The organism is Streptomyces sp. NPDC097981, assembly GCF_040302565.1.
Taxonomy (GTDB): domain Bacteria; phylum Actinomycetota; class Actinomycetes; order Streptomycetales; family Streptomycetaceae; genus Streptomyces.
On the sequence record NZ_JBEORW010000040.1, the window covers coordinates 1 to 25,862 of the forward strand.

22 protein-coding genes are annotated in these 25,862 nt (G+C 69.6%); 5 read left to right on the forward strand and 17 right to left on the reverse strand.

What is annotated here, in order from left to right:
• A partial coding sequence (locus ABTY04_RS30540) for a transposase (RefSeq protein ID WP_352216655.1) occupies nucleotides 1-377 on the forward strand: 377 nt, incomplete at its 5' end.
• Between the two features lie 450 nt (nucleotides 378-827).
• Here ABTY04_RS30540 and ABTY04_RS30545 read toward each other — a convergent pair.
• The 5 genes from ABTY04_RS30545 to ABTY04_RS30565 all read right to left on the reverse strand — a co-directional run bounded on the left by ABTY04_RS30545 (nucleotide 828) and on the right by ABTY04_RS30565 (nucleotide 11,637).
• Nucleotides 828-3,254 (reverse strand): AAA family ATPase, encoded by a 2,427-nt coding sequence (locus tag ABTY04_RS30545; protein ID WP_352216656.1) that lies wholly within the window; start codon nucleotides 3,252-3,254, stop codon nucleotides 828-830.
• A gap of 191 nt (nucleotides 3,255-3,445) precedes the next feature.
• Entirely contained in the window at nucleotides 3,446-6,673 is a 3,228-nt protein-coding gene (locus ABTY04_RS30550) for a type I restriction endonuclease subunit R (protein ID WP_352216657.1), read from the reverse strand.
• Entirely contained in the window at nucleotides 6,670-7,869 is a 1,200-nt protein-coding gene (locus tag ABTY04_RS30555) for a restriction endonuclease subunit S (RefSeq protein ID WP_352216658.1), read from the reverse strand. Before ABTY04_RS30555 ends, ABTY04_RS30550 begins: the two co-directional genes overlap by 4 nt.
• Nucleotides 7,866-9,497: a type I restriction-modification system subunit M gene (locus tag ABTY04_RS30560; RefSeq protein ID WP_352216659.1), complete on the reverse strand. Its 1,632-nt coding sequence runs from the start codon at nucleotides 9,495-9,497 to the stop codon at nucleotides 7,866-7,868. Before ABTY04_RS30560 ends, ABTY04_RS30555 begins: the two co-directional genes overlap by 4 nt.
• A gap of 73 nt (nucleotides 9,498-9,570) precedes the next feature.
• Complete coding sequence (locus ABTY04_RS30565; RefSeq protein WP_352216660.1) at nucleotides 9,571-11,637, reverse strand: hypothetical protein; 2,067 nt, start codon at nucleotides 11,635-11,637, stop codon at nucleotides 9,571-9,573.
• Nucleotides 11,638-12,232: 595 nt separating this feature from the next.
• Between ABTY04_RS30565 and ABTY04_RS30570 the strand changes: the two genes are divergently transcribed.
• A complete protein-coding gene (locus ABTY04_RS30570; RefSeq protein ID WP_352216661.1) occupies nucleotides 12,233-12,445 on the forward strand; it encodes a metallophosphoesterase family protein in 213 nt (70 codons plus the stop codon).
• 173 nt (nucleotides 12,446-12,618) lie between these two features.
• Here ABTY04_RS30570 and ABTY04_RS30575 read toward each other — a convergent pair whose 3' ends face one another.
• The 5 genes from ABTY04_RS30575 to ABTY04_RS30595 all read right to left on the reverse strand — a co-directional run bounded on the left by ABTY04_RS30575 (nucleotide 12,619) and on the right by ABTY04_RS30595 (nucleotide 15,736).
• Complete coding sequence (locus tag ABTY04_RS30575) at nucleotides 12,619-12,963, reverse strand: VOC family protein (RefSeq protein WP_352216662.1); 345 nt, start codon at nucleotides 12,961-12,963, stop codon at nucleotides 12,619-12,621.
• 10 nt (nucleotides 12,964-12,973) lie between these two features.
• The gene (locus ABTY04_RS30580) at nucleotides 12,974-13,495 is read right to left on the reverse strand and encodes a DUF5956 family protein (protein ID WP_352216663.1); all 522 of its coding nucleotides are present in this window, start codon (nucleotides 13,493-13,495) and stop codon (nucleotides 12,974-12,976) included.
• A 90-nt stretch (nucleotides 13,496-13,585) separates the two neighbouring features.
• Nucleotides 13,586-14,179, reverse strand: a complete 594-nt coding sequence (locus tag ABTY04_RS30585; protein ID WP_352216664.1) for an HD domain-containing protein — start codon at nucleotides 14,177-14,179, stop codon at nucleotides 13,586-13,588.
• 11 nt (nucleotides 14,180-14,190) lie between these two features.
• A complete protein-coding gene (gene codA, locus ABTY04_RS30590; RefSeq protein ID WP_352216665.1) occupies nucleotides 14,191-15,486 on the reverse strand; it encodes a cytosine deaminase in 1,296 nt (431 codons plus the stop codon).
• 85 nt (nucleotides 15,487-15,571) lie between these two features.
• Nucleotides 15,572-15,736: a hypothetical protein gene (locus ABTY04_RS30595; RefSeq protein WP_352216666.1), complete on the reverse strand. Its 165-nt coding sequence runs from the start codon at nucleotides 15,734-15,736 to the stop codon at nucleotides 15,572-15,574.
• Nucleotides 15,737-15,837: 101 nt separating this feature from the next.
• Here ABTY04_RS30595 and ABTY04_RS30600 point away from each other — a divergent pair, with 101 nt between their 5' ends.
• Both ABTY04_RS30600 and ABTY04_RS30605 read left to right on the forward strand, forming a co-directional pair.
• Complete coding sequence (locus tag ABTY04_RS30600; protein WP_352216667.1) at nucleotides 15,838-17,628, forward strand: S9 family peptidase; 1,791 nt, start codon at nucleotides 15,838-15,840, stop codon at nucleotides 17,626-17,628.
• A 124-nt stretch (nucleotides 17,629-17,752) separates the two neighbouring features.
• Complete coding sequence (locus ABTY04_RS30605) at nucleotides 17,753-18,589, forward strand: SURF1 family protein (protein ID WP_352216668.1); 837 nt, start codon at nucleotides 17,753-17,755, stop codon at nucleotides 18,587-18,589.
• Here ABTY04_RS30605 and ABTY04_RS30610 read toward each other — a convergent pair.
• From ABTY04_RS30610 to ABTY04_RS30640, 7 genes are all read right to left on the reverse strand, one after another.
• Entirely contained in the window at nucleotides 18,561-19,667 is a 1,107-nt protein-coding gene (locus ABTY04_RS30610; protein ID WP_352216669.1) for a hypothetical protein, read from the reverse strand. The genes ABTY04_RS30605 and ABTY04_RS30610 overlap by 29 nt on opposite strands.
• Complete coding sequence (locus ABTY04_RS30615; protein WP_352216670.1) at nucleotides 19,664-20,473, reverse strand: SigE family RNA polymerase sigma factor; 810 nt, start codon at nucleotides 20,471-20,473, stop codon at nucleotides 19,664-19,666. The genes ABTY04_RS30610 and ABTY04_RS30615 overlap by 4 nt, the downstream gene beginning before the upstream one ends.
• Nucleotides 20,474-20,642: 169 nt before the next feature.
• Nucleotides 20,643-21,719, reverse strand: coding sequence for an aspartate-semialdehyde dehydrogenase (locus tag ABTY04_RS30620; RefSeq protein WP_352216671.1), 1,077 nt, complete (start codon nucleotides 21,717-21,719; stop codon nucleotides 20,643-20,645).
• Nucleotides 21,716-22,990, reverse strand: coding sequence for an aspartate kinase (locus ABTY04_RS30625; protein ID WP_352216672.1), 1,275 nt, complete (start codon nucleotides 22,988-22,990; stop codon nucleotides 21,716-21,718). Before ABTY04_RS30625 ends, ABTY04_RS30620 begins: the two co-directional genes overlap by 4 nt.
• A 158-nt stretch (nucleotides 22,991-23,148) precedes the next feature.
• Nucleotides 23,149-23,805, reverse strand: a complete 657-nt coding sequence (locus ABTY04_RS30630) for a DUF5063 domain-containing protein (protein ID WP_352216673.1) — start codon at nucleotides 23,803-23,805, stop codon at nucleotides 23,149-23,151.
• Nucleotides 23,798-24,397, reverse strand: coding sequence for a recombination mediator RecR (recR, locus tag ABTY04_RS30635; RefSeq protein WP_352216674.1), 600 nt, complete (start codon nucleotides 24,395-24,397; stop codon nucleotides 23,798-23,800). Before recR ends, ABTY04_RS30630 begins: the two co-directional genes overlap by 8 nt.
• A 42-nt stretch (nucleotides 24,398-24,439) precedes the next feature.
• A complete protein-coding gene (locus ABTY04_RS30640) occupies nucleotides 24,440-24,784 on the reverse strand; it encodes a YbaB/EbfC family nucleoid-associated protein (RefSeq protein ID WP_352216675.1) in 345 nt (114 codons plus the stop codon).
• A gap of 266 nt (nucleotides 24,785-25,050) precedes the next feature.
• Here ABTY04_RS30640 and ABTY04_RS30645 point away from each other — a divergent pair, with 266 nt between their 5' ends.
• Nucleotides 25,051-25,797, forward strand: coding sequence for an SLATT domain-containing protein (locus ABTY04_RS30645; RefSeq protein WP_352216721.1), 747 nt, complete (start codon nucleotides 25,051-25,053; stop codon nucleotides 25,795-25,797).
• Nucleotides 25,798-25,862 lie beyond the last annotated feature (65 nt).

Sequence of the window (25,862 nt, forward strand, 5' to 3'; positions counted from 1 at the left end):
TCCTCGACCGCCTGGCCCGCCAGGCCGGGCGCAAGGTCCATGTGATCGTCGACCGGCACCCGGTCCACCGCAGCAAGGCGGTCCGGACCTGGCTCGAGGAGAACGCCGAGCGAGTCGAGCTGCACCTGATGCCCGGCTACAGTCCCGAGCTCAACCCCGACGAGTTGCTGAACGCCGACCTCAAACACCACGTTCACGCAGCCCGCGCGACCTCAGCCGACGACCTCGCCCGCGAGACCCGGCGCTTCCTGCACCGCAGACAACGCCAACCCCACATCGTCTGCGGCTACTTCGCGGCCCGCCACGTCCGCTACACGATCCAATTGGAAACCCATCAGTTTCGCCTCAATATCTGGAGCATGGGGAGTCGCCAGTAGCGGGGACTTGATTGTTCGGCGAATCGATGAAGGCCGACGCGGTCTTGCGTAAAGGGCCGCGTGAACTGTGAAGTCATCAGCTTGGGCCTCGGTCTGACGCGGACAGCAGGCTAATCACAATGCCGACCTCCACACGCCAGAGCCTCAGCTGGTCCCTGGTCGGGCCCAGCTCGTACTGGTGGTAGTGGCATCCCAGGCAGAGAAGCGCCCAGATGGCCTTCGCCCTACGAGCTACCCCGGCATCGACGAAGCTCCGGAGGCAAAGGAACTTTGCTCGGGTCGAACCATTACGAATCGGCGGCGAGGCCTGATAGAGGACGTCGGCCACCACCGCTTCCAGCGCGGTCCTGAGGGCGAACGCGGCCCCCCTGTACCGGCCGACCGCGGAGGCATCGGGTGCACCCACAAGGAGCCGGTCGGCCGTAGCCAGCAGCTGATGGACGTCGGCAGTCACGGCTGGGGAACCTCCGGCTTGCGTACGGTCTGGGCGATGGCCTGGATCTCATCCACGAACCGGTGCGGGTCCGTAATGGTCGTGCCCATGGGGTGTGCTCCCTCCTGACACTGCTTGAGGAGGTCCACCGCACGCGGGCCGCACCGCCAGCGAAGCTCACGGTAGACGTCACCCGTCCTGGAAGCATCACCGAACAGACCCAGGGCGGCGATCTCCATCAGCTTCGTAGCGCCCGTGACCGCTCCCTCGGCCGCATGCTCGGCGATCCCGGACCGGTGCAGCCGTACCCAGGCGGCCTCGGCAAATGCGCGTTCCAGGACCGTCCGGCAAACTCCGGGCAGGACGTGGGTCGTGGCTTCCTGCGGCAAGTCCCTCGTGCTGGCAATGGCCCGTGCATCAACCAGAGCCTGGACCACGGGATCCGTGACGGCGCGAACCGTGACCGTGGAGCGGTCCCCGCGCTCTACCTCGAGCACGGATACCGGGAGTTCCTGGCTCTGGAATGCACGCTGCAGCCGCGTGTCGTGGGTGAACACCACGACCTGTCGACTCTCGCCAAGTGAGTGCAGGACCTTCGCGAGCCCATGGACCTTGGCAGGGTCCATGGACTGAACCGGATCGTCGATCACGACAAAGCCGAAGGGGCTGTCCGGGGCCGCTGCGCGGGGCAGGAAGAGGGAGAGTGCAAGCGAGTGCAGTTCGCCCTGGCTCATGACACCGACCGCCGCGGCCTCCGTGCCGTCGACGGACACATCCGTCACGAGCTTCCGTACGCTGGCCTTGTCGGTACCAGCCAGGCGTACGGACCGCAGGTCAACGTTGCTCTGCTGGCGCAGCTCCTCCCAGATCCGCTGTGAGTGGTCAGCGAACGGACGCAGCCGCGCCTCGCGAAGCTCGGTGCCGACCTCCTTCAGCCACTTCCGTGCGCCCTTGACCTGGCTCAGCCTCGGCTTGCCTGCATGGGCCGCGCGAGCCCGGTCGAGCCAGCCGACCAGACGGACGGCTGCCCGACGCCAGCGCTCATCAAGCCTCTCCAGTTCCCGGATCGCTTCGGTGCGCATGGCAGCGCATGCATCGGCCAGTACCAGGGCGGCATTCTCGGCGTGGGCAGCGAGCTGATCGGCGTCGGTGATCGCCCGGCAGGCGATCCACTCCTCCCACGGATCCACGAGACCCGCCGGAAGCCACGCGGGGGCCTGAGAGATCAGGTAACGCAGCGCGTCCATCGAGCTGTGCAGTTCGTCTCGCGCGTCCTGCGCCGTGGCGGCCTCCCGCAGCAGGATGTCGATCTGGTCGGCTGCCTCCTCAGCCCACGACTCGTCCAGGAGGCGATCGGAGCCACATACCGGGCATGCGGACTCATCAGGATGCCGTCGGCTGTGCTCAAGGGCCCGTGTGAGCAGTTCCGCCCGCTGGCGGGCGTCCTCCGCCCCGGACGCGCGTACGTCGTCCAGGACGGCCGCCGCCTCGCGCAGGCCGTCAACGGCCGAGCCGACCGCGTCGAGATCGGGGCCAGCCAGCGCAGCCGTGGCACGCAGCGCGTCAAGCTCGCCGCCGTCCACACCAGGCAGGCCGTCCACCAGCGACGCCACAGCGTCGAAGTCCGGGGATCCGGAATGGTCGAGGGCGGCGATCGCCGCAGCGGCACGGGGGTCATCCAGCGCAGACAGCATCGTGAGTAGTTCCGGCAGTTCGCCATCAGCGCTCTTCAGCGCCGCCTGCAGACCCTTCTCCATGAGCTGGAGACGGTCGTCCGCGTCAGTCAGCTGTCCCAGACCGAGAATCGTGGCGACGGCGTCATACATCTCGCTGGGCTTGCCACTGATCATCCGGTCAAGATCGGCGTACGACAGAAAGGGCCGGTAGTCGGCGAGCGGCTGGTCCCAGCCTGCGTCCGTGAAGGCGACCGCGCTGTGGCCGGGCCGCTTGAACGCGACCTCGGGAAACGTGACGTCGTCGCTCGACCAGGTACACGACAGAGTGCTGGACGTGGGATCGCCCTCAAGGTGGAGCTTGACCTCGATCTTCGGGGCAGCAGTTTCGTGCAGGTTCCGCCAGTTGCTGCGCCAGATCGGGCTGCGGCCGTCCCATCGGGCGCTCGTCCCCGTGAAAGCCGTTTCGATCGCCTCGGCAAAGCTCGACTTGCCCGATCCGTTGCGGCCCACGACAAGGGTGACGCCGGGCTTGGGAGTGAGCGAGAGCCAGCTCTTGCGCCCAATGCCGCGAAAGCCGGCGACGGAGACGGAGTCCAAGTACACGCGGCCTGCGGCACGCACCTCTCCGCCCTCGTGGTCACCCAGAGCGTCCCGGAGCAGCTCCTTCGTTGCGTCAGACAGGCCCGACGCGGCCAGACGGTTCTCCAGGAGACGGGTGAGCACCTTGGAGCCCTCAGGCCCTGCGCTCTGATCAGTGTTGTGCTCCACAGTCAACTCCCAGCTTTCCAAGGTCCGGTAGGACGAGGAACGGGGCCGCTCGGACCCTGCCGGAACGGAACATTAGGGAGACCGAGGCCCCTTGGCACAGCAGATTCTTGATAACTAGGGTTATCAAGAACTCATGCCTGATGGTGAGTTGAGAGCAACTGGCGGGCTGCCGAAGCAGCCCGCCAGGTCGATCATTTCGCGCCAGGAGCCCACCGGGCCGCAAAGGTTTCCATCTGCTTCAGGACCAGGTCGACGGCCTCGCGCTCTTCTTCGGGCGGGTAGTCGAACATGGCCAGGACCCGGCGGATGCGGGTGCGCAGCTTGGCGCGGACGGGCTCGCGTGAGAGCCAGTCCACGGAGAGGTTCTTCCGGATGTCCGCAACGAGGGCCCGGGCGATCTCCGCCAGCTTCTCGTCACCGCCGACGATCAGCTCGGCCATGTCGCGGTGTGCGACCGCGTCGTAGAAGGCCAGCTCCGCGTGGTTGAGCGGCGGGTCGAACCGCTCACCGCGACGCGCTTCTTCCGACACCTGCCGCGCCAGCGCCGCAAGTTCGGCGATTGCCTGGGCGCTGGTGAGCTGCTGAAGCATGTAGCGTCGCATCAGATCGTTCAGCCGCTTCGAGAAGCTCTCGTGCCGGACGACGTTGTGCTTGGTCACCTCGCGCATCTTCTGCTCGATCATGCGGCGCAGGGCTTCCGCCACCAGATGCGGCGTCTCGGACTTCTCCAATCTGCGCAGCTGAGCCTCGTTGAGGCGCGTGATGTCGAGCTTGCCGATCCCCGCCTCCGCGTACAGATCGGTGATCTCATCGGCATCGACGACCGAGGCGGCGAGCGCTTCGAGATAGCGCCGGACCTCGGCAGTCAGCGGCCGGCCGGTGGCCTCGCGGTCTGCGGCGTCCAGCTTGACCATCCACGCGCGCACCTCGCTGAAGAAGGCGATATCGCGCCGCCAGTCCGCCATGTCCTCGCAGCGCTCGGCGATCTCCTTGCTCATCGCGCAGATCCGGTAGAAGCGATCAAGGCGGGCCGCGCTGTCCTTGAAGCGGGCCGAGAGCGGCTTGCTTCCGGGTTCCACCTTGTTGCCGGGAGTTTTCGGATCGCGCAGGTAGTTGGAGGTCAGACGCAGGGCACGCTTGCGCGGCTCGGGATGGGCCGTGTCTGCGAGGTGCTCCTTCCAGCGCGAGCCGGCCAGCAGCCCCTTGATGGTGGTGAGCTCGTTCTTCACCTCGGTGATGGCTCGTTCGATGTCCGCCCCGAGGGTCTGGTCTTCCTGGTCCCGGCGGGAATACTCACCCAGCGCCCGGTTCAGGTTGTCGGTGAGCGGGGCGTAGCCGACGAGCAGACCGTCCTGCTTTCCGCGGAAGCGGCGGTTGACGCGGGCCAGGGCCTGCATCAGGTTGGCTCCCTGCATGGGGCGATCCATGTACAGGGTGTGGATGGGCGGCGCGTCATAGCCGGTGAGCAGCATCGAGTGCACGATGAGCAGTTCGAGCGCGTCGTCCGGGTTCTTGGCCCTGGCCTGGATGGTCTTCTGCTGAGACTTACGCAGAGCGTGCTTGCGCAGGTGCTCCGGGTCAGTGCGGTCACCATGGAAGACAATCTTCATGACGCCTTGGTCGACCTCGCTGCTCGCCCACGCAGGCCGGCGCTCGGCCAACGCGTCGAACACCTTGACGCAGATCTCCCGCGTGGCGCACACGATCATCGCCTTGCCGGGTCCGCCGATGTCCGGCTTCACCAGCTCTCGGCGCTTCTCCCAGTGCGAGATCAGGTCGTCCGCGAGCTTGGCTATGCGGTCGGGGGCGCCGTAGACCGTGTTCATTGTGGCGGCGTACTGCATGGCGCGCCGACGCTCGGCATCGTCCATGCCCTCGGTGAGGGCGCTGGCCTTCTCGTCGATGGACGCGGGATCGACGTCCGGGGGCAGGGACACATCGATGACCCGCGGCTCGTGGTAGACGCGAACGGTGGCCTCGTCGTCGACTGCCCGAGTGAGGTCGTAGACGTCGATGTACTCACCGAAGACCGCGCGGGTGTCGGCGTCTGCCTTCGAGATCGGCGTACCGGTGAAGGCGATGAGCGTTGCGTACGGGAGGGCGTCACGCAGGTGGCGCGCATACCCGTCGAGGCTGTCGTAGTGCGAGCGGTGCGCCTCGTCGACCACGACGAGGATGTTGCGACGGTCGGAGAGCAGGGGATGGCCGGTACCCGCGGCCTTCTCCTCCTTGCTGAGGCCGAACTTCTGCAGGGTGGTGAAGATGATGCCGCCGACGTTCCGGCTCTTCAGCTCGGTGCGCAGCTCGTCCCGGGTGTCGACCTGACGGGGCTCCTGGCCGAGCAGCGTCTGACTGTCCCGGAAGGTGTCGTACAGCTGGTCGTCGAGGTCATTGCGGTCGGTGACTACGACGATGGTGGGGTTGTTGAGGGCCGGGTGGCGGGCGACCAGTGCGGAAGTCTCCACCATCTCCTCGGACTTGCCAGCCCCCTGCGTATGCCAGACCACCCCCGCCTGACCGTTGGTCTGCGAGGCAATGACGATCGCCTCCACGGCCTTCGTCACCGCGTAGTACTGGTGCGGCTTCGCGATGCGCTTGCCCGTGGGAGTGAAGTTGACGAAGTTGCGGGTGAGGGAGAGGAAACGGGACTGGGTGAACAGCCCATGCAGCGCGAGGTTCAGCGCCTCCAAGCCGTCGTAGTCAGGTGCGTTGGTGTCGACGCGGTCGCCATCATGGTCCACGTTCCACGGCGCGAAGTGCTCGTACGGGGTGAAGACCGTGCCGTACTTTGCCGTGATGCCGTCGGAGACCAGGCACAGCACGTTGTAACGGAAGGCCACCGGGAACTCGGCGACGTAGGTCTGCAGCTGCGCGTGCCCGTCCTTGAGGGTCGCGTTCTCGGCGGCGGCGCTCTTCAGCTCGATGATTGCAAGGGGCAGGCCGTTGACGTACAGGACAACATCGAAGCGGCGGTGGCTGCCGTCGCTGTCACGGACGGTGACCTGGTTGACGGCGAGGTAGGTGTTCGCGTCGGGGTCAGTGAAATCGACGAGCCGGACGGTGGGTGTCTGCTCAGCGCCGAAGTCGTCCGTGTACGTGAGCCGGATGCCGGCCGTGAGGTTGGCGTGCGCCTGCTTGTTCTCCGGGTACGCCTCGGTGGAGGCCGGGTCTACAGCGATACTCAGGGCCTCGTGGACAGCGGCGGCCGGCAGCTCGGGGTTCAACCGCTCGATCGCGGACTGGAGCTCGTCGTGCAGGATGAGGTCGTCCCAGTCCTTGCGATGCCCGAACCCGGGTGCAATGGCTTTGCCCTCTTTCACCTCCCAGGCGAGCTGGCCCAGCTCGTCCATGGCGAGGTGCTCCCACGTGGACTCGGTCATCTTGCGGTCGTGCTTGGCGCGGTCGTTAACCGTCGTCATACGGCGTCCTCCACGATGCGCTCCGCGTCACGGACGCGAAGCCTGCCCGACATGAGCTGGGGAATGAGGGCGTTCCGCAGGGCGGCAAGCGTCCTGGACTCGGCAAGAGCCTGTTCTGCTCGCTCCTCCAAGGCGTCAAGCCTGATGCGTAGTTCCTTCTGTGCTGCTGAGCTGGGCAGGGTGATTTCCAAGCCGCCCACTTGAGCGCGCCGGAGTTCAGTTTGACCAGTGCTACCTTCCCCCATCGCCTCGATATCCGGCTGAGCAAGAAGCATTGCAAACCCGGCACACACAGGGTCGACCTTCTGCTTGTCGAACCGCACGATCGTAATGTGGGAGTCTACGGTTGCTTCCAGGGGCAAAGTCCATCGAGCAACTCGACCCAGCGTGCCGACTCCTGTTGAATTCACAAGCACGTCATTACGCTGCAGCAATTTCGATGCGTTGACTTTCTCCCGCAGAGTCAGACGAGAGAGCTCCAGGTTCACACGCCCGTCACGGACACACTTCTGATTGAGCACAGGAAGCTCATCCGAGGAATCCGTGTACTTGGGTGCTACGCCACGAGTAAGTGCGGTCACAACCGATTCGACCATAACCTCGACAGGCTGATCGCTATGAACTGCCTGCCCGAAAAATGCTAGGCTGAGTTCGCGGCTTGTTGCAGCGACAGCTGCATCGACTGCAATCTTTTCGTCCAGCGCCCCGAGTAGCTGACCAATAGCTCGCTGAACCGCGAGATCTGGCACCAAAGGAACCGGGAGCGTGCGGACCTGGGCAACCCGGAGATGCGGAACAGTTGAACCCGAAGCATGGCCATGAAGCATCGCCTGCACATCATCACTTAGCAAGAAATAGTGAAGAAATCGCGGGTCCGTACGGCTGATGTCGGGACGAAGCAGCATCGTCCGCTGCCCAAGGCAGAGGATCATTCCATCTTCGATGCGGCCCACACGACCAACGGGCGCTTCTCTGGTGAGGATGATGTCGTCGGCACGCGGTACTGCCCGGGCCGTCCAAATGTCGTAGGTTTCCTGGGTGACGCGCTTCGCACCCTGAAGCCGAATTCGCCCATCCACAATGTCAGGGGTCCCGATAGAGAAGGCGACACCTTCCCCCACAGGTGCGGCGGGAGGCGTGCGGTTCTTACAGTCGACGATAAGTTCGCACAGCTCTTCCAATGTCTGCATGCTCATCCGATTCGCCCAAGCTCCTCGCGCACCACCGCATCCAACCGCAAGGACTCGTCGAGCTGAGTGACCAATTCCTTCGTGAGCCGCACAATGCGCTCCTCCAGAGGCTCCGCGTCCGGATCATCCTGGGCCACCGCTGTCCCGACGTACCGCCCTGGCGTGAGCGCATAGTCGTGCTTCTCAATCTCCTCCAACGTCGCACTATAGGAGAAGCCAGCAACATCCTCGTACGAAATCCCCTTTTCCCTCGCCGATTCGGTTCCCCGCCACGCATGGTACGTATCGGAGATTTTCTCCAAGTCGTCTTCTGTCAGGATGCGCTCTGTGCGGTCAACCATCGTGCCCATGGCACGCGCGTCGATGAAGAGCACCTGGCTGCGGCGGTCCTTCAGGGCCTTCGCCCCCTGTGGGGACTTGTCCTTAGCAAGGAACCACAGACACGCAGGGATCGCCGTCGTGCGGAATAGATTGCCAGGGAGCGCAATCATGCATGCCACTAGATCCGCCGCGACCAACGCTGCACGGATCTCGCCTTCGCCCGACTGCTTCGAGGACATGGAGCCGTTCGAGAGAACGACGCCCGCGCTGCCCCTGTCACCCAGCTTCGAGACGATGTGCTGGAGCCAGGCGTAGTTGGCGTTGGACTGCGGCGGGGTGCCATATCGCCAGCGGGGATCCTCCGTCTTCCTGGCCCAGTCAGACATGTTGAACGGCGGGTTGGCCATGACGAAGTCGGCCTTGAGGTCGGGCAGCTTGTCGTCGGCGAACGTGTCCGCCCACCGCTCGCCCACGCCCTTGGGGTCCATGCCGTGGATGGCGAGGTTCATCTTCGCCAGTCGCCACGTTCGCTCGTTGGCCTCCTGGCCATACACCGCGATGTCGTGAGTGTGGTCCTTGCCGCGGCGCTTCGCGACGAACTTGCCGCTCTGCACGAACATGCCGCCGGAGCCACAGGCCGGGTCGTATACCCGGCCCTCGTATGGTTCCAGGACTTCGACGATCAGCCGCACGACGCTCGCCGGGGTGTAGAACTCGCCGGCGCGCTTGCCCTCAGCACGCGCGAAGCGTTCCAGGAAGTACTCGTAGACCTCGCCGAGGACATCCTGTGCCGGGCGATCGCCGTGGCCGGTGAAGCGGGCGTCGCTGATCAGGTCGACCAGTTCCTTCAGCCGCTTCTGGTCCACGTTGTCACGGTTGAAGATCTTCGGGAGGACGCCGGTGAGGGCCTTGTTGGCCTTCATGACCTCGTCCATGGCCTCGTCGAGGAGCTTGCCGACGCCACCCTCCGTGCTGGCCGCGTTCTCCGCGATGTGGTCCCACCGGGCGGTCGGCGGTACCCAGAAGACGTTCTTCTCGGTGTACTCGTCCTTCTCCTCCAGGAATGCCGCCCGCCGGTGCTCAGGGATCTGAGCGAGCTCGGGGTCAGCAGCGAGCTCCTCGCGTCGCTCAGCGAAGGCGTCCGAGACGTACTTCAGGAAGACCAGGCCGAGGACGAACTCCTTGTACTGGGCTGCGTCCATGGAGCCGCGGAGCTTGTCCGCGGCCTTCCACAGGATGTCCTGGATCTCCTTAGTGCTGGAAACGCCGGGCAGTTCGCCCTGTCCGGCGGCGGCGCGCTTGCGCGGAGGCATCGTTCCTACTTCCTCAGGACTGATCGGTTACAGGTCTTGTGTGGTCAGCGGTCTTGCGGGTGTGGCGGCGGGCTCATCTGCGATCGAGGGTGAGGGTGCCGTCCGCGAGGCCAGCGACGGTCAGCCGACGGGCCTCGGCAAGAGCCTCGGACTGGGCTCGGAGTAGCCTCCCCCGTTGCTCGATCTCAGCCAGCAGGGCGTCGAAACGCTCCATGTCATCCGGTTCGAGGTCTGGCAACTGGTAGTCCTCGATACGGCGGGCGGCCCGCACGGCGCTGGGGCTCCGACTGGTGTTGCGCGCTGCACCAAGCAGCGCAGCCAGCACGCGGGGGGTCAGCGGACGCTCTGCATCGCGATCGACGCGAAGGACACGTGCTGGAAAGGCGACGATGCCGAAGCCATCGTGGTCAACGAAGATCCCCAGCCGAGGGACCAGGGTGTAGACGATGTCGCCCGGTTCAGTGAGCGCGACTCGGTCGTATGCGCTGGCAAGGACCAAGCGATCCATGGCTCTGGAGTCGACAGGGCTCTGACCCGTGACCTCCTCCGGGCCGAGGACACGATGGTGGCCCTCCGCCGTGAGGTGCTCCTCAGCGAGACGGTAGCCCCTCAGTTTGGTGACCCTGCCCTCGGCGATCAGCGCTCCGAGCGTCGTTCGCTTGGGCATGCGGCCAATGCGCCGCAGGACCCGGCCTCGATATGCACCTCGCTCATCCTCGTACGAGCGTGCCCTCAACGCCGCCCGGTCCAGGTGGGCTTCGGCTTCCCCGATGAGCGCGGGTCGCTCGGAGACCGTACGGGAGAGGAAGACGGACGCCGGCGGCGCAGGCGGGGTCAACGGACCACCGAATGCCCGGTCCAGCACGGCCACGTCCACGGCACGCCCGTAACGCGGGTCATGGCCATCGATCGCCCGGAACCCCTCGGCACGCCAGAGGAGGATGTCCTCCGCAAGTCGGCGCCGCACATCTTCGGTCAGCGGCTCGGCACTGATGTCGGCAAGCAGCACCTTTCCCTCAGCCGCGGGGATGGGGCTGCGGTTGAGCACCCACAGCGCCGGCCGGTAGCCAGGGCGGTAGGGCAAAGCGCCACCGGGCAGCGCAATGACTGCTTCAACTACGTTGCCCCGCAGCAGAGCGGACCGCAGCCGGGATTCTTCCGTACCTCGAAGAGCATCCACCAGAGCATCGGCCGGCCCAAGGACGAGCGCGATGGCACCGGGGCCCAGCAAGTCGGCAATGCGCTCGACCCCCTCAAGCGCCGCCTGCACCGATCGATCTTCGCCAGGGCGGTACGGGAGCTGGGTCACGATGACGTCAGGATCCGCGAGGCGCTCCTCGAGCTCGTGACCGATCTGCACGTCGAGTGCGAGCTCATCGACGCTCGCCAATAGCAGCCGACGCCTGGCAATGCGGGCGAACCGTGCGTCCGGATCGGCAGCCAAGGCGGTGATGCCTTCCCGGTTCTCAGCCTTCCGAAGGATCGCGGCGAGCAGGTCGCCCGTACGGGCATGCGGGTCGGCGACCGTGACGGGTTCCCCGCGTTCCAGCCGGGACGGGACATCCGCAAGCTGGGTGAGCAGAGCAATGAGCTCGGGGGCGACAGCATCAGCGGCAAGAGCATCCAGACCCAGGCGAAGCCGAGAGGAAAGGAGCCACTCGTACGCACCGTGCTCGCCGTAGGCGGCTTCGACGAGATCCTCGGCGAGGCGGGCAAGCGGGGCGGCGGCCGCGTCGACCGAGCACAGCTCGCTCAGGATGAACTCGTCTTCAGCATCCATACGCTCCGCTCGCCGCATCACGGCGCTCCAGAGCGTCTGATCATCGGCCGCCACCCCGGCAGCCAGCGGGCGAGCGTCGAGCTTGCGCAGGCAGAGCAGGCTTCCGACCACCTCGATCAGCTGCCATGCAGTGAATCGGTCCGTCAGCGCCACGATGCCGAAGAGGGCCACCTCGGTGCGGAGCTCTGCAGGGTCGGTGTTTCCGAGGCCGGAGGAGATCAGCCATTGCGCCACTTCTCCGCCATCGAAGAGGGGCCGACCGGCGTTTTCCACAGCAGGTGCCGGGAAGTCCGAGTACCGTCGCCGCCAGGTCGACACCACGGGGCGCTTCACCCCGGCCAGTGTCGCGATCTCGGACATCGAAACGTAGGGGACTGCCACGAAGGTGCGGGATGAGTCCGGTGCCGAATCCGACTGGTGAACCACGGCGCCCGCCCCTCCCTCACGATCTTGTCCACGGGCAGACCGCCTGCCTCGGCGGCATGTCTGCCTCCCGCGCTCCGAACGCTACGGCCGTCTCACTAGCGGCGCCCCACTCGACCTCGATAACAGGGGTTATCGAGCGCTCCCCAGCTTAATGGCTCCCAAGATGCCATCGGGAGGCTTGGGAGCCAGCTGGGAGCCGGTCTGCTCCCCGAGGCCTCTTGAGACTGCCCCGGACCGTTCGAGACCATGGCGCTGACCAGGGGAAACGTCGTTCGCGCAGGTGGGGATCTTGTGTGGACCTCGTTCGGGACGAAGAGGTCGTGGGTTCAAATCCCGCCACCCCGACAGAGAAACACCAGGTGAGAGCCGGTGCAGGGAAACCTGCACCGGCTCTTTCTGCGTCTGGGTGACTCACCGAGTGACTACGGGTCCGGGGCTGCTCTGAAGATCTCGTCCGTGGCGGTCGCCCCGCTCTGGATCACGGGCCGCCCACCCGGCGGAGATCGACGGGCTGCCCGGCCCGCACCTGGTGGCACTGCACATCGGGTGCGGTCACGCGCACGTCGCCGCGGCCACGACGTTCGCGGGCCTTCCACTGCTCGTGGCGCCCGGGGTCGCCTCGACCGTCCCGCTGCCCTTCGAGGGCCGGCCCGCCGTCGATTACGAGCTGGCCCCGGCGCTGGCGTTCCACGTACTCGACGACCGGCGCCGGCTGGTCACGCACTACAGGGCGCTCGGCTAGCCGCATCCCTGCATGCTGAGAGAAGGCCATGAGAAGAGTCCTGATCGCCAACCAGGGGGTGGCGCCGGAGGCGCTGGAGCGGATGCGCAGGGGGCGCTGCCCGCCCCGGGCCGCATCCGCGTCGACCGGGACCGCGGGTTCTCGCCAACGGCCCCGGCCGTACCGGCCGCCGGTCAGCCCGTGACGAGGCAGAACTCGTTTCCTTCCGGGTCGAGCATGCTCTGGAAGGAACCCTGGTCGTCGGTGACCGGCCCGCCCACCGGGGACGCCCCCAGGGCCACGGCCCGCTCGGTCGCGGCCGCCAGGTCGTCGACCACGAGGTCGAGGTGGAGCCGGTTCTTCACCGACTTGCCCTCGGGCACCGGTTGGAACGCCATCCGTGCGGTCCCCGGCAGCTCCACGTGCGACCAGTCGCGGGCCCGGTCCACGGGCTCGGCGCCGAGCAGCGCGGCCCAGAAACGCACCAGGGCCCTCGGCTCCCGGCAGTCCACGACGATCTGCTGCAGGCTCACGCGCATGGCCGGCAGCCTACGTGCCGGCTCCGGACCCGGCGGCCAGGGAGGCCAGTTCGGCCCGGACCAGGGTGAGGAAGGCGGCCGAGGCCCGGACCTCCACGCCTCGTTCGTCCGCCACCGCCCGGAGGTGTTCGAGTACCGCCCCGACCGTGGGGAGGGCGCCGAGCGGGCGCAGCAGCCAGAGGCGGCCCGGCGGCCGGTGCGGGAGGCCGAGGCCCGCGAGGACCTCCTCGGCCTCCCAGTCGAGGTCGTGCAGGTCGGGGTCCGCGAGCGGGGTCGCCTCCACGTCGGTGATGTGCCCGTGGCCGTCCAGCCGGGTCTCCACCGCCCAGTGCGTGGACCGGTCCGGGATCCAGGTCCGGGCCGCCGGGGGCCAGACGTACGGCAGGAACACCCACAGCGTGTCCTCGGGCGCCGGCTCCCAGCCGAGTACCTCCAGCTCCCGGACCTCGGGCAGCCGGTCCGGCTCCTGCTCGCTGCGGCCGGTGCGGCGCAGTGCGAGCGGGTGCGGCGTTCCGTCCTCGTCCCACGACATGCGCGCAGGCTATCGCCGGGCCCGTCCCGCCCGGCGGCCGACGCGGCCGGGACGCGGCCGGCTCCGGGACGGGGGTGGCTCGCGGGCCCCTCAGTCCCGCCCGTCGAGCGGGTTGGCCTTGATCCGCCGCTCCGCGCCGCCCGCGACGTAGGCCGCCGCCGCGCAGTCGGGCTTGCGGACGGCCTGGTCCTCGACCAGGGCGAGGAAGGACGCGCCGAAGCCCAGCCGGGGGTGCGCCTGCAGCAGCTCCGCGGTGAACGCCGGGTCGAACTCGGCGACGCGCAGCCCCGAGACGTCGGCACTGGTGCCGACCTGGAGGAGGTGGCTCTCCGCGTCCTCGGCCGCGGTGACGTCGTCCCGCATGTGCCGGACGATCACCTCCTCGGCGCGGGCGCGCCGGTCCGCCGGCCACCCCAGGCCCGCCGTCAGGACGCGGGCGACATGGCCGCCGGCCTCCTCGAAGGGCAGCGTGTGGCTGTCGAACGGCGCGGTCAGCCCCAGGTCGTGGACCAGTGCGCTGACGTAGAGGAGCTCGTCGTCGTAACGGAGCCCGTGCCGGGCCGCGTACTGCGCACCGAAGGCGTACGAGCGGATCGAGTGGTTCAGCAGACTGGCGTCCGCGTACTCCGACGCGATCTCCAGGGCGGCCCGGCCCGATGCCGTGTCACATGTCCATGTCCTCATGGGGCATGAGCCTACGGCCGCCGGAAATCCACCGTCGTCGGCGCCTCCCCCGGCCAGTTCAGCCGGACCGGAGCCGGCGGCGTCTCGGCGAGTACGGTCCCCCGCGCGACCACGTACCGCGGCCGGACCTGGCGGCGGACAGCCTCCGCGGGGGTCTCGGCATCCAGCAGCACGAACGAGGCGGGGGCGCCCTCGGAGATCCCGTACTCCGCGGCCGCCAGGCCCAGCACCCGCGCCGCACGCTCCGTCACCATCTCGAAGGCCACCGGGATTTCGTCCGCTCCCGTGAGCTGCGCGGCGTACAGCCCGACGAGGGCGGTCTGGAGCGGGTTGGCGGTGCCGAGCGCGTTCCAGGGGTCCATCACGTCATCGTGGCCGAAGGCCACGTTGACCCCCGCCGCCAGCATCTCCTTGACCTGGGTCAGGCCGCGCCGCTTGGGGTAGCCGTCGAAGCGGCCCTGGAGGTTGAGGTTCGCGAAGGGGTTGGAGACCAGGTTGATCCCGGAACGCGCCAGCAGCCGCTGGAGTTTGAAGCTGTACGCGCCGCCGTAGGAGCCCATCGCCGTCGTGTGCGAGGCCGTCGCCCGCTCCCGCAGCCCCGTGCGCAGCGCGAGCGCCGCCAGTACCTCCACGAACCGGGACTGCTCGTCGTCGATCTCGTCGCAGTGGGCGTCCACCCGCAGACCGTGCTCCTCGGCCACCGCGAAGGCGATGCCCAGCGACGCCACCCCGTCCTCGCGGGTGTCCTCGAAGTGCGGGATCGCCCCGACGACGTCCGCACCGCGCCGGACCGCCTCGCGCAGCAGCGCCTCGCCGTCCGGGAAGGAGAGGACACCCTCCTGCGGGAAGGCGACGATCTGCAGGGTCATGAATTCCCGGACCCGGTCGCGGACCTCCAGCAGCGCGTCCAGCGCGGTCAGCGCGGGGTCGGTGACGTCGCAGTGCGTCCGTACGTGCAGCACGCCCTGGGCGGCCTGCCAGCGCAGCACCTCCGTGGCCCGGGCGACGACGTCCTCGCGGGTCAGGGTCGGCTTGCGCTCGCTCCAGCAGGCGATGCCCTCCCACAGCGTCCCGGAGGCGTTCGGGCGCGGCTCCCCGGCGGTCAGGGCCGTGTCCAGGTGGATGTGCGGCTCGACGAAGGGGGCCGACAGCAGCCCGCCGTGCGCCTCGATCAGCACGCCGGTGGCCGGCGGCTCCTTCTGGTCGTCGTACGGGACCACCCGCGCGATACGGCCGTCCTCGGCGACCTCGACGTCGAACAGGCCGTCAGTGTGCAGCAGCCGGGCGCCCCGGACGATCATCCGCATGCGGCCAGCCTAAGACCGTGGCCCGTGGTTTCCGGGGAAACCACGGGCCACGACCGGTTAATCGGCAGTCGGCAGGGGCAGCGGCTCAGCCGCGCCCGCCCTTGCGGCGCTGCTCCCGCATCCGGTCCTCCTTCAAGGCCATCGTCTGCGCCTCGCGTACGTCCTCGACCAGCTGCGCCGGTTTGCCCGGCGTCCGGGAGTCCGACGACCGACGGTCCTCGTGAGTCTGTTCCTTGCGCTTGTTCGCCATGATCACTCCTCACTGAAAACGGCTGGGTGGGACCCCGCCCACGCTGCCTGCTCCCGGCCGTCCCGACCATCCGACAGCGCCAATCGGGTTACATAGGGGGTATGACTGACAACACGGCCATGCCCGATTGGGAGAAGCGCTTCCGGGCGCCGCGCGTCGGGCTGCCCGACTGGGCCGAGGACGCCCCGGACCGCTCGCTCTTCGTCTCGAACGCGACCGGGACGTACGAGCTCTACGCCTGGGACCGCGCCACCGGCACGCAGCGCCAGGCCACCGACCGCCCGAACGGGACCACTGACGGAACCCTCTCCCCCGACGGCGAGTGGATCTGGTGGTTCTCCGACACCGACGGCGACGAGTTCGGCACCTGGGTGCGCCAGCCCTTCGCGGGCGGCCCCGACGAGCCGGCCACCCCCGGGCTGGAGCCGTCGTACCCTGCCGGGCTCGCCATCGGCCGCGACGGGACGTCGGTCGTCGGCCGCTCCACCGACGAGGACGGGTCCACCATCCACGTGGTGCGGCCGGACGCCACCGAGCCCGTGGTGATCTACCGGCACCGCGAGTCGGCCGGCGTCGGCGACCTCTCCCACGACGGGACCCTGATCGCGATCGAGCACACCGAGCACGGCGACGCCATGCACTCGGCCCTGCGCGTGGTCACCCTCGATGGCGCCACGGTCGCCGAGCTCGACGACTCCCGGGGCGGCACGGTGGAGCTCGGCCTGGAGGTGCTCGGCTTCGCGCCGGTCGCCGGGGACACCCGGCTGCTGGTCGGCCACCAGCGGCGCGGCCGCTGGGAGCCGATGCTGTGGGACGTGGCCACCGGAGCCGAGGAGGACCTGGCGATCGACCTGCCGGGCGATGTGAGCGCCGAGTGGTACCCGGACGGCTCCGCCCTGCTGATCGCGCACGGCTTCGAGGCGCGCAGCGAGCTCTGGCGCTACGACCTGGCCGCGCAGGAGCTGGTCAGGGTGGACACCCCGCCCGGCACGGTCTCGGGCGCGACGGCCCGCCCCGACGGCACGGTGGAGTACCAGTGGTCCTCCGCGGCCGAGCCCTCGGCCGTACGGTCCACCGCAGGCGGGGTCGTCCTGGACCCCCCGGGGTTCCGGCCGCCCGGCTCGGTGCCGGTGGAGGACGTGTGGGTGGAGGGCCCCGGCGGGCGGATCCACGCACTGGCCCAGCGGCCCGCGGGCCGCGGCGACGGCCCCTTCCCGACGGTGTTCGAGGTGCACGGCGGGCCGACCTGGCACGACAGCGACGCCTTCGCGGCGGCCCCTGCGGCCTGGCTGGACCACGGCTTCGCGGTCGTCCGCGTCAACTACCGGGGCTCGACCGGGTACGGCCGAGAGTGGACGGACGCCCTCAAGCACCGCGTCGGCCTGATCGAGCTGGAGGACATCGCCGCCGTCCGCGAGTGGGCGGTGGCCTCCGGCCTCGCAGACCCGGCGCGGCTGGTGCTCTCCGGCGGCTCGTGGGGCGGCTACCTGGCCCTGCTGGGCCTGGGCACGCAGCCCGAGGCCTGGGCCGTGGGCCTGGCCGCCGTACCGGTCGCCGACTACGTCACCGCGTACCACGACGAGATGGAGGCGCTGAAGTCCCTGGACCGCACCCTCTTCGGCGGCACGCCGGAGGAGGTCCCCGAACGCTTCGAGGCCTCCTCCCCGCTCACGTACGTCGACGCGGTGCGGGCCCCCGTCCACATCGCGGCGGGCGTCAACGACCCGCGCTGCCCGATCCGGCAGATCGACAACTACGTCGACCGGCTGGTGGCGCGCGGGGCGGTCCACGAGGTGTACCGGTACGACGCCGGGCACGGCTCGCTCGTGGTGGAGGAGCGGATCAAGCAGGTCCGGATGGAGATCGAGTTCGTGCAGAAGCACCTCCCGTAGCGCTGTGGGAGCGCTGCGGGAGCGCTGTGGGAGCGCTGTGGGAGCGCTGTGGCGGCACCTGTCGTACGGCGCTCCCGCCCGACCCGGCCCCGAAGATCCGGTGCACCCCCCGTACGGTGGTGGGGTGCACCGGTTTCTCCTGACCCCGCGCTGGTGGGGGATCAACGTCTTCGTCGCGCTCGCGGTCCCTTTCTGCCTGTTCATGGGGACCTGGCAGCTCGGCCGGTTCGAGGACCGCGTCGACACCCACCGGGAGGCGGCCGCCGGGCGGCCCGCCACCGAGGCCGCGGCGCCGCTGGAGTCGCTGCTCCCGGTGGACAAGAAGACCTCCGGACGCCTCGCCTCCGCCTCCGGTGTGTACGCCGAGCAGCTGCTGGTCCCCGACCGGGTGCTCGACGGCAAGAACGGCTTCTACGTCCTGACCCTGCTCAGGACCGACTCCGGCAAGGCCGTCCCGGTGGTCCGGGGCTGGCTGCCGGGCGCCGCCGACGCGGCCAGGGCCCCGGCCGCCCCGGCCGGCCGGGTCGAGGTCACCGGGGCACTGCAGTCCTCGGAGACCTCCACCACGAAGGGCGTGCACGCCGAGGGCGGGCTGCCGGCCGGGCAGCTCGGCGTGATCGGGGCGGCCTCGCTGGTCAACCTCGTGCCGTACGGGATGTACGACGGCTGGCTGACGGTGCAGACCCCGGCGGACGGGCTGGCCCCGGTCCCCGCGCAGGCTCCGAGCAACACCGGTCTCGACCTGAAGGCGTTCCAGAACCTCGGCTACACCGGCGAGTGGTTCGTCTTCGCGGCCTTCGTGCTGTTCATGTGGTTCCGGCTCTACCGCCGCGAGGTGGAGGGCCTGCGCGACGCCGAGGCCGGGCTGCTGCCCGAGCCTGCGGTGCAGGAGCCGGCCGCGGCCACCGCTGCTCCGGGCACTGCTGCTCCGGCTACGCCTTCGGCGCGTCCAGCGGAATGACGCCCGTCCGGTAGACCGTCCCGCCGCACGCCGAGGGGATCGTCGTCTGCGTGGTCGGTGCACCCGGCAGCGCCGTGTTCGGCGTGTGGGTCACCGCCACCCCCGTCGTGTCCGGGGCGGGACCGGCGGTGTTCGGTGCCGTGCCCGGCGCCGACGCGCCCCCGCCCGGCGCGCGCTGCCCGGTGTCCGGCGCTCCGCCCGCCGGGGGCTTGGGCCCCGGATCGGGCGAGGCCGCCGGGCAGGACTGCGCCGACGGCACCCACGCGAAGCGGACCTCGTACGCCGTGTACGGCTGGAGCAGCATCAGCGGCGTCTCCGCCGACGGGTCGGGCAGCCCGGCCGCCGGGTCCCCCGCCGTGTGGCCGACCACGGTGACCCCCGAGGACTGGCCGGGCGCGGAGGCGGTCACCGAGGCCGCGGTGACGCTGCCCGGGCCGACGACGGTGCAGCCGCGCGCCGAGACGTTGGTGACCTTGAAACTGCCGTACACCTTGCCGTCGGCCTCCGGGGCCTTGGTGCTGCCCTGCACGCCGAGCTGCTCCCCGCTGCACCCGGGCACGCCGGGCGCCGCCGCCGGGGGCAGCGGACCGGTACCGGCCGAGGCGCCCGCGGAGGCGCCCCCGGCGACCGGGCCGGCCGTCCCGCCGCCGGTCGGGGCTCCGCCTGCCTGCGGGTCCGGCTGCACGCCGGCGCCGCCCGACTCCACGCCCTTGCCCGCGGCCTTGGGCGACTTGGGCGCGGCGCTCCCGGCGTCCTGGTGCGGGCCGAAGTCGCCGTCACCCGCCGTGGCTCCGGGCTCTTCGCCGTGCCCGGCCATCGCGGAGTGTTCGGCGGTGCCGCCCTCGCCGCCGGTGATGTGCAGGTGCAGGGCCGCCGGGACGGCCGTCCCGGCCAGCAGCACGGCCGCCACCGCCCCGACGAGGGCCTGCCGCTTGCGGGTCCTGCGGACGGGGACGGCGTACTGCAGCCGCTCCAGCGCGCCCTCGGAGGGCTCCAGTCCCTGGACGGCTCCGCGCAGCAGGTCCCGCAGGGCCTGCTCCTCGCCCGCCCCGCCCGGCGGAGTGTGGTCGTCCATCATGACTGCGCAGCCTCCATCGCCACCCGCAGCGCGGCAATGCCCCGCGATCCGTACGCCTTGACCGAGCCGAGCGAGACCCCGAGCGTCTCGGCGACCTGGGCCTCCGTCATGTCCGCGAAGTACCGCAGCACCAGCACCTCGCGCTGGCGCCGCTGGAGTCCGCGCATCGCCTTGATGAGGTCGTCCCGTTCCAGCTGGTCGTACGCGCCCTCCTCGGCGCTGGCCATGTCCGGCATCGGCTTCGAGAGGAGCTTGAGGCCGAGGATGCGGCGGCGCAGCGCGGAGCGCGAGAGGTTGACGACGGTCTGGCGCAGATACGCCAGTGTCTTGTCCCGATCGCGAACCCGGTTCCTGGCCGAGTGGACGCGGATGAACGCCTCCTGGACGACGTCCTCGCAGGAGGCGGTGTCGTCGAGGAGCAGCGCGGCGAGGCCGAGCAGCGAGCGGTAGTGGGCCTGGTAGGTCTCGGTGAGGTGGTCGACCGTTGTGCCGGCGACGACGACCGGCTCGGCAGCGGCGGCCGCCTTCTCTCCGCTCCCGGCGGCCTCCGCGCTATCGCGGGGCGCGGGCACGCGGCCGCCCCGGGTCGGTACGGCGGAGGGCACTGCGGCCGGTGCAGCGGTCGGCGCGGTCGGGGCGCTCTGTGCGGTCGGCGCGGTCGGCGTGCTCTGCGCGGTCGGCGTGGTCGGTGGCACGGGAACGATCACCGGGAAGCCGCCGGGCGCGGGCACACGGAAAGGCCGGCGCGGCGCACTGACTGCGCTGCGCGCCGGTACGACGGCGAAGTCGAGAAGTGCCTCTGCCACGCCAGTTGGACACGCGTCCCCCCACCAGGGTTGTACGCGTGAGGCCGCCTCACCAGCAAAATCCCCATTGCCCTCATGCGTACCCGCTCTTCCTGATTGCCCCGCCCGTCCAGGCGGCAGTCAGGCCATCACCTTGATCAAGGGATCAGCATCGATCCTACAAAGTGAATTACGCGAATTCACCAGCGATCAGTTCCGCGATCCGGGTGGCGTTCAGGGCGGCTCCGTTGCGGAGATTGTCCGCGCACACGAAGAACTCCAGGGAGCGCGGATCGTCGAGCGAGGAACGCAGCCGCCCCAACCACGCCGGATCCGTCCCCGCCGCGTCCACCGGAGTCGGGAACTCCCCGGCCGCCGGGTCGTCCACCACGACCACGCCGGGTGCGGCCTCCAGGATCTCCCGGGCGTGCGAGGCGTCCGCCTCGGCCTCGAACCGCGCCCGTACGCTCAGCGAATGCCCGGTCAGCACGGGCACCTGCACGCAGGTCACCGCCACCGGGAGCGCGTCCAGGTTCAGGACCCGGCGCGTCTGTGCCCGTATGGCCAGCTCGTGCGAGGACCAGCCGCCGCCCCGCAGCTCACCGGACCACGGGACCACGTTCAGGGCGAGCGGGGCCGCGAAGGGCCCGGTGTCCTCGCCCACCGCACGGCGCACGTCCCCGGTCTGCTCCCCCAGGGAGGTCCCGGCGACCAGCGACAGCTGGCGGCGCAGCGCCTCGGAGCCGGCCCGGCCGGCCGCGCTCGCGGCCTGGTACGAGGACACGGTCAGATCTGCCAGCCCGTATTCGGCGTGCAGCGCACCCAGGACCGCGATCATCGCGGCCGTGACGCAGTCCGGGCTCGCGACGATCCCGCGCGGCCGCATGCGTACGGCCTGCGCATTGACCTCGGGCACCACCAGCGGCACCTCGGGGTCCTCCCGGAAGGCCGCGGACTGGTCGACGGCGACGGCTCCGCGCGTGACGACGACGGGGGCCCAGCGGGCCGACACCTCGGCCGGGGTCAGAAACAGCACCACGTCGCCCGGTCCGATGCCGTCGAAGGCGTCCTCGGTGAGGGCGAGTACCTCGATCTCCTCGCCGCGCACGGCCAGCATGCGGCCGGCCGAGCGCGCGGAGGCGATCAGGCGTATGTCGCCCCAGACGTCCGCCCGCTGGGACAGGATCTGGAGCACCACGGAGCCGACTGCTCCGGTCGCCCCGACCACGGCGAGCGCCGGAGCCGGGGTCGACCGGGTCGCGGTCATCGTCCGGTGCCTCCGTAGACGACGGCCTCGTCGCTGTCGGAGTCGAGGCCGAAGGCCGTGTGCACGGCACGGACGGCCTCGTTGACGTCGTCCTGGCGGGTCACGACCGAGATGCGGATCTCGGAGGTCGAGATCAGCTCGATGTTGACGCCCGCGTCGGACAGCGCCTGGAAGAACGAGGCGGTCACGCCCGGGTTCGTCTTCATGCCTGCGCCGACCAGGGAGATCTTGCCGATCTGGTCGTCGTAGCGCAGCGAGTCGAAGCCGATGGCGCCCTTCGCCTTCTCCAGGGCGTCGATGGCCTTGTGGCCCTCGGTCTTGGGGAGGGTGAAGGAGATGTCCGTCAGGCCCGTGGACGCGGCGGACACGTTCTGCACGATCATGTCGATGTTGATCTCGGCGTCCGCGATGGCGCGGAAGATCGCCGCGGCCTCGCCCGGCTTGTCCGGGACACCGACGACCGTGATCTTGGCTTCGGAGACGTCGTGAGCGACTCCGGAGATGATGGCGTGCTCCACCTGCTCGTCCCCTTGCGGCTTCTCGTTGCTGACCCAGGTGCCGCGCAGTCCGGAGAAGGACGAGCGTACGTGGATCGGGATGTTGTATCGGCGTGCGTACTCGACGCAGCGGTGCAGCAGCACCTTGGAACCGGAGGCGGCGAGCTCCAGCATGTCCTCGGAGGAGATCCAGTCGATCTTCCGGGCCTTCTTCACGACGCGGGGGTCCGCGGTGAAGACGCCGTCGACATCGGTGTAGATCTCGCAGACCTCGGCGTCCAGCGCCGCGGCGAGCGCGACGGCGGTCGTGTCCGAGCCGCCCCGGCCGAGGGTGGTGATGTCCTTGCTGTCCGCCGACACGCCCTGGAAGCCGGCGACGATAGCGATGTTGCCCTCGTCCAGTGCAGTGCGGATACGGCCCGGCGTGACATCGATGATGCGCGCTTTGTTGTGGACCGAGTCGGTGATGACGCCTGCCTGGCTGCCGGTGAACGACTGGGCCTCGTGGCCCAGGTTTTTGATCGCCATGGCCAGCAGGGCCATGGAGATACGCTCTCCGGCGGTCAGCAGCATGTCGAATTCACGCCCGGCAGGCATCGGGGATACCTGCTCGGCGAGATCGATCAGCTCGTCCGTCGTGTCGCCCATCGCGGAAACCACGACGACCACCTGGTGGCCGTTCTTCTTGGCGTCCACGATCCGCTTGGCGACGCGCTTGATGCCCTCGGCATCGGCTACGGAGGAGCCTCCGTACTTCTGCACGACAAGGCCCACGTGCGCTCCTCGCTCAGTCCGTCTCATTGCTGGTGCAGTGTAACGAGCGGCCGCGATCCGACCGCTTCGTACCGCATCATGAGACGACCAGATCAAAGAACGAGTTCCCCGATCCCCTCACCGATGCTCGCGGGTGCGGCCGCCCGGTTCCTTCCCCGCTACTTCCCGGGCAGACCCAGCCGGGCGCCGATTTCCTCGGCCATCACCCGTCCGGCCTGCTCGGCGAGGTCATCCTCGGCCAGGTCCTCGTCGGTGTCCAGACCGTCCAGCGCCTCCAGCGGCTGGTCCAGCCGTACGTGCGCGACCAGCGACTGGAGTGCGCGCAGCGTGGCCGATGCGGTCGAGCCCCAGTTGGAGAAGTACGAGAACTGCCACCACCACAGTGCCTCGGCCGTCCGGTCCGCGCGGTAGTGCGCCAGGCCGTGCCGCAGGTCCGCCACCACGTCGGCCAGGTCGTCGGAGATCCGGTGCGCCACCGGCGCCTTGCGCGGCTCGTAGGGGTCGAAGACCTCGGAGTACACGTCGACCGGGTCCAGCAGGTACGCGAGCCGCTCGCGCAGCTCGTCCACGTCCGGCTCCGGACCGGTGTCCGGCTCGTAGCGCTCGTCGGGCAGGACGTCCTGGTACGCGCCCAGCCGGCCGCCCGCCAGCAGCAGCTGGGACACCTCCAGGAGGAGGAAGGGCACCGCGCTGTCCGGGTCCTCGCCCTTGGCCACCTCGGTGACCGCGACGATGAAGGACTCGATCTGGTCCGCGATCTGGACGGCGAAGTCGTCCGGATCCTGGCCCAGGGCGTGCAGCGTTGCGTCAGACATCGAGAAGTCGCCTTCCTTCAAAGGCCCGCCCGAGCGTGACCTCGTCCGCGTACTCCAGATCTCCCCCGACGGGGAGCCCGCTGGCCAGGCGGGTGACCTTCAGGCCCATGGGCTTGATCATGCGGGCGAGGTACGTGGCGGTCGCCTCGCCCTCCAGGTTCGGGTCGGTCGCGAGGATCAGCTCGGTCACCTCGCCGTCCGCGAGGCGCGCCAGCAGCTCGCGGATGCGCAGGTCGTCCGGGCCGACGCCCTCGATCGGGCTGATCGCGCCGCCGAGGACGTGGTACTTCCCCCGGAACTCGCGGGTCCGCTCGATCGCGACGACGTCCTTCGGCTCCTCCACGACACAGATGACCGTGGTGTCGCGGCGCGGATCGCGGCAGATGCTGCACCGCTCCTCCTGCGCCACGTTCCCGCACACGGCGCAGAAGCGGACCTTGTCCTTGACCTCCAGCAGCGCGTGCGCCAGACGCCGGACGTCGGTGGGCTCCGCCTGCAGGATGTGGAAGGCGATCCGCTGCGCGCTCTTGGGCCCGACGCCGGGCAGCCTGCCCAGTTCGTCGATCAGGTCCTGGACCACGCCTTCGTACACGGACTGCCTTCTTTCGGGATGGGTGGGGGTAGGGGGAAGGAACTAGAAAGGGAGACCGGGGATGCCGGTGCCGCCGCCCAGGCCTGCGGCGAGCGGGCCCAGCTTCTCCTGCTGGAGCGCCTGGGCGTTCTCGTTGGCCGCCTGGACCGCCGCGACGACCAGGTCGGCGAGGGTCTCGGTGTCCTCCGGGTCCACGGCCTTCGGATCGATCACCAGTGCGCGCAGCTCACCGGAACCGGTGACGGTCGCCCGGACGAGGCCGCCGCCGGCCTGGCCCTGGACCTCGGCACGGGCCAGCTCCTCCTGGGCCGCCGCGAGGTCCTGCTGCATCTTCTGGGCCTGCTGGAGCAGCTGCTGCATGTTGGGCTGGCCACCACCGGGAATCACAGGTCATTCACTCCGTAACGTTGTCCAAGCCTGGGGCAGCTTGGTCAATCCGAGCCTACGTGCTCCCCGCGCGGCGCGCCCTACGCCGTGAGGACCAACTCTTTCGAGTGAGAGATGCGGCGTGCGCGTCCCTGATGGAGCCCTCCTTGCGAGCGGAAAACCGGGGATTCGGCGCCCATCGGCCGCCATTCGAAGGTAGGAAGAGCATGCGCATCATTGCGCACACGCGCACCACCACACGTCAGCGCAGGCAGAGGGAGCGCCGGGTGAGCCAGCCGGAGATGCAGCCCGAGGGGCCACCCCGGGATCCCCGGGAGGAGGGCAGCGGACCCATGGCGGCGGGCGATCTGACCGGCGGACCGTTCCCCCTCGGGGACTGGGGCGAACCGGCCGAGCGGCTGGACGAGCTCTACCGACGCGTCGAGGCCGATGCCCTGCGCACCGCGGAGTGGTATCTGTCCGACCGGGCGTGGAAGCGCCGGGCCGCGCGGGTGCTGCGGATCGGCGCGGCGGTGGGGGCGATCGCCGGTGCCTCGATCCCGCTGCTGGAGCTCACCGGATCCACCGCGGGCGCGATGCCGTACGGGTACCTGTCCCTGCTGCTGGGCGCGGCCTGCCTGGCCTGCGACCGGTTCTTCGGCCTGACGTCGGGCTGGATGCGCGACGTGGCCACGGCACAGGCCGTCCAGCGCCGCCTCCAGACCCTCCAGTTCGACTGGGCCTCGGAGAACGTACGGGAGGTCCTGGGCCCCACGGAGGGCACGGCGGGCGAGGCGGCGGAGCGGTGCCTCACCGTCCTGCGGCGATTCTCGGAGGACGTGACGGAGCTGGTGCGGTCCGAGACCGCGGAGTGGATGCTGGAGTTCTCCTCGGGCCCGGCGCCGCTGGTGCTGCAGTCGCTCGGCGCCCCGCCGTCCCGGGCCGAGGCGGGCCTCCCCCCGGCTCGTTTCCCCCTCCCCCCGGGCACCCGGCCCAACATGCCCCGCCAACGCCCCCCGGAGCAGCCCCGCTGACCCGGACCCGGCCCCGCCGGCGACTGAGGTGCGGGGGCCGGGCGGCGGCCCATCCCCCGCGGGGG

What these genes read in the sequence shown, in the direction of transcription:
- ABTY04_RS30620 (WP_352216671.1), bottom strand. Translation starts at nt 21,719, where the DNA reads ATGACCGCGACCCGGTCGACCCCGGCTCCGGCGCTCGCCGTGGTCGGG.
- ABTY04_RS30585 (WP_352216664.1), bottom strand. Translation starts at nt 14,179, where the DNA reads ATGAGGACATGGACATGTGACACGGCATCGGGCCGGGCCGCCCTGGAG.
- ABTY04_RS30575 (WP_352216662.1), bottom strand. Translation starts at nt 12,963, where the DNA reads ATGCGCGTGAGCCTGCAGCAGATCGTCGTGGACTGCCGGGAGCCGAGG.
- codA (WP_352216665.1), bottom strand. Translation starts at nt 15,486, where the DNA reads ATGCGGATGATCGTCCGGGGCGCCCGGCTGCTGCACACTGACGGCCTG.
- ABTY04_RS30550 (WP_352216657.1), bottom strand. Translation starts at nt 6,673, where the DNA reads ATGACGACGGTTAACGACCGCGCCAAGCACGACCGCAAGATGACCGAG.
- ABTY04_RS30595 (WP_352216666.1), bottom strand. Translation starts at nt 15,736, where the DNA reads ATGGCGAACAAGCGCAAGGAACAGACTCACGAGGACCGTCGGTCGTCG.
- ABTY04_RS30630 (WP_352216673.1), bottom strand. Translation starts at nt 23,805, where the DNA reads ATGTCTGACGCAACGCTGCACGCCCTGGGCCAGGATCCGGACGACTTC.
- ABTY04_RS30565 (WP_352216660.1), bottom strand. Translation starts at nt 11,637, where the DNA reads ATGTCCGAGATCGCGACACTGGCCGGGGTGAAGCGCCCCGTGGTGTCG.
- ABTY04_RS30555 (WP_352216658.1), bottom strand. Translation starts at nt 7,869, where the DNA reads ATGAGCATGCAGACATTGGAAGAGCTGTGCGAACTTATCGTCGACTGT.
- ABTY04_RS30610 (WP_352216669.1), bottom strand. Translation starts at nt 19,667, where the DNA reads ATGATGGACGACCACACTCCGCCGGGCGGGGCGGGCGAGGAGCAGGCC.
- ABTY04_RS30600 (WP_352216667.1), top strand. Translation starts at nt 15,838, where the DNA reads ATGACTGACAACACGGCCATGCCCGATTGGGAGAAGCGCTTCCGGGCG.
- ABTY04_RS30580 (WP_352216663.1), bottom strand. Translation starts at nt 13,495, where the DNA reads ATGTCGTGGGACGAGGACGGAACGCCGCACCCGCTCGCACTGCGCCGC.
- ABTY04_RS30560 (WP_352216659.1), bottom strand. Translation starts at nt 9,497, where the DNA reads ATGCCTCCGCGCAAGCGCGCCGCCGCCGGACAGGGCGAACTGCCCGGC.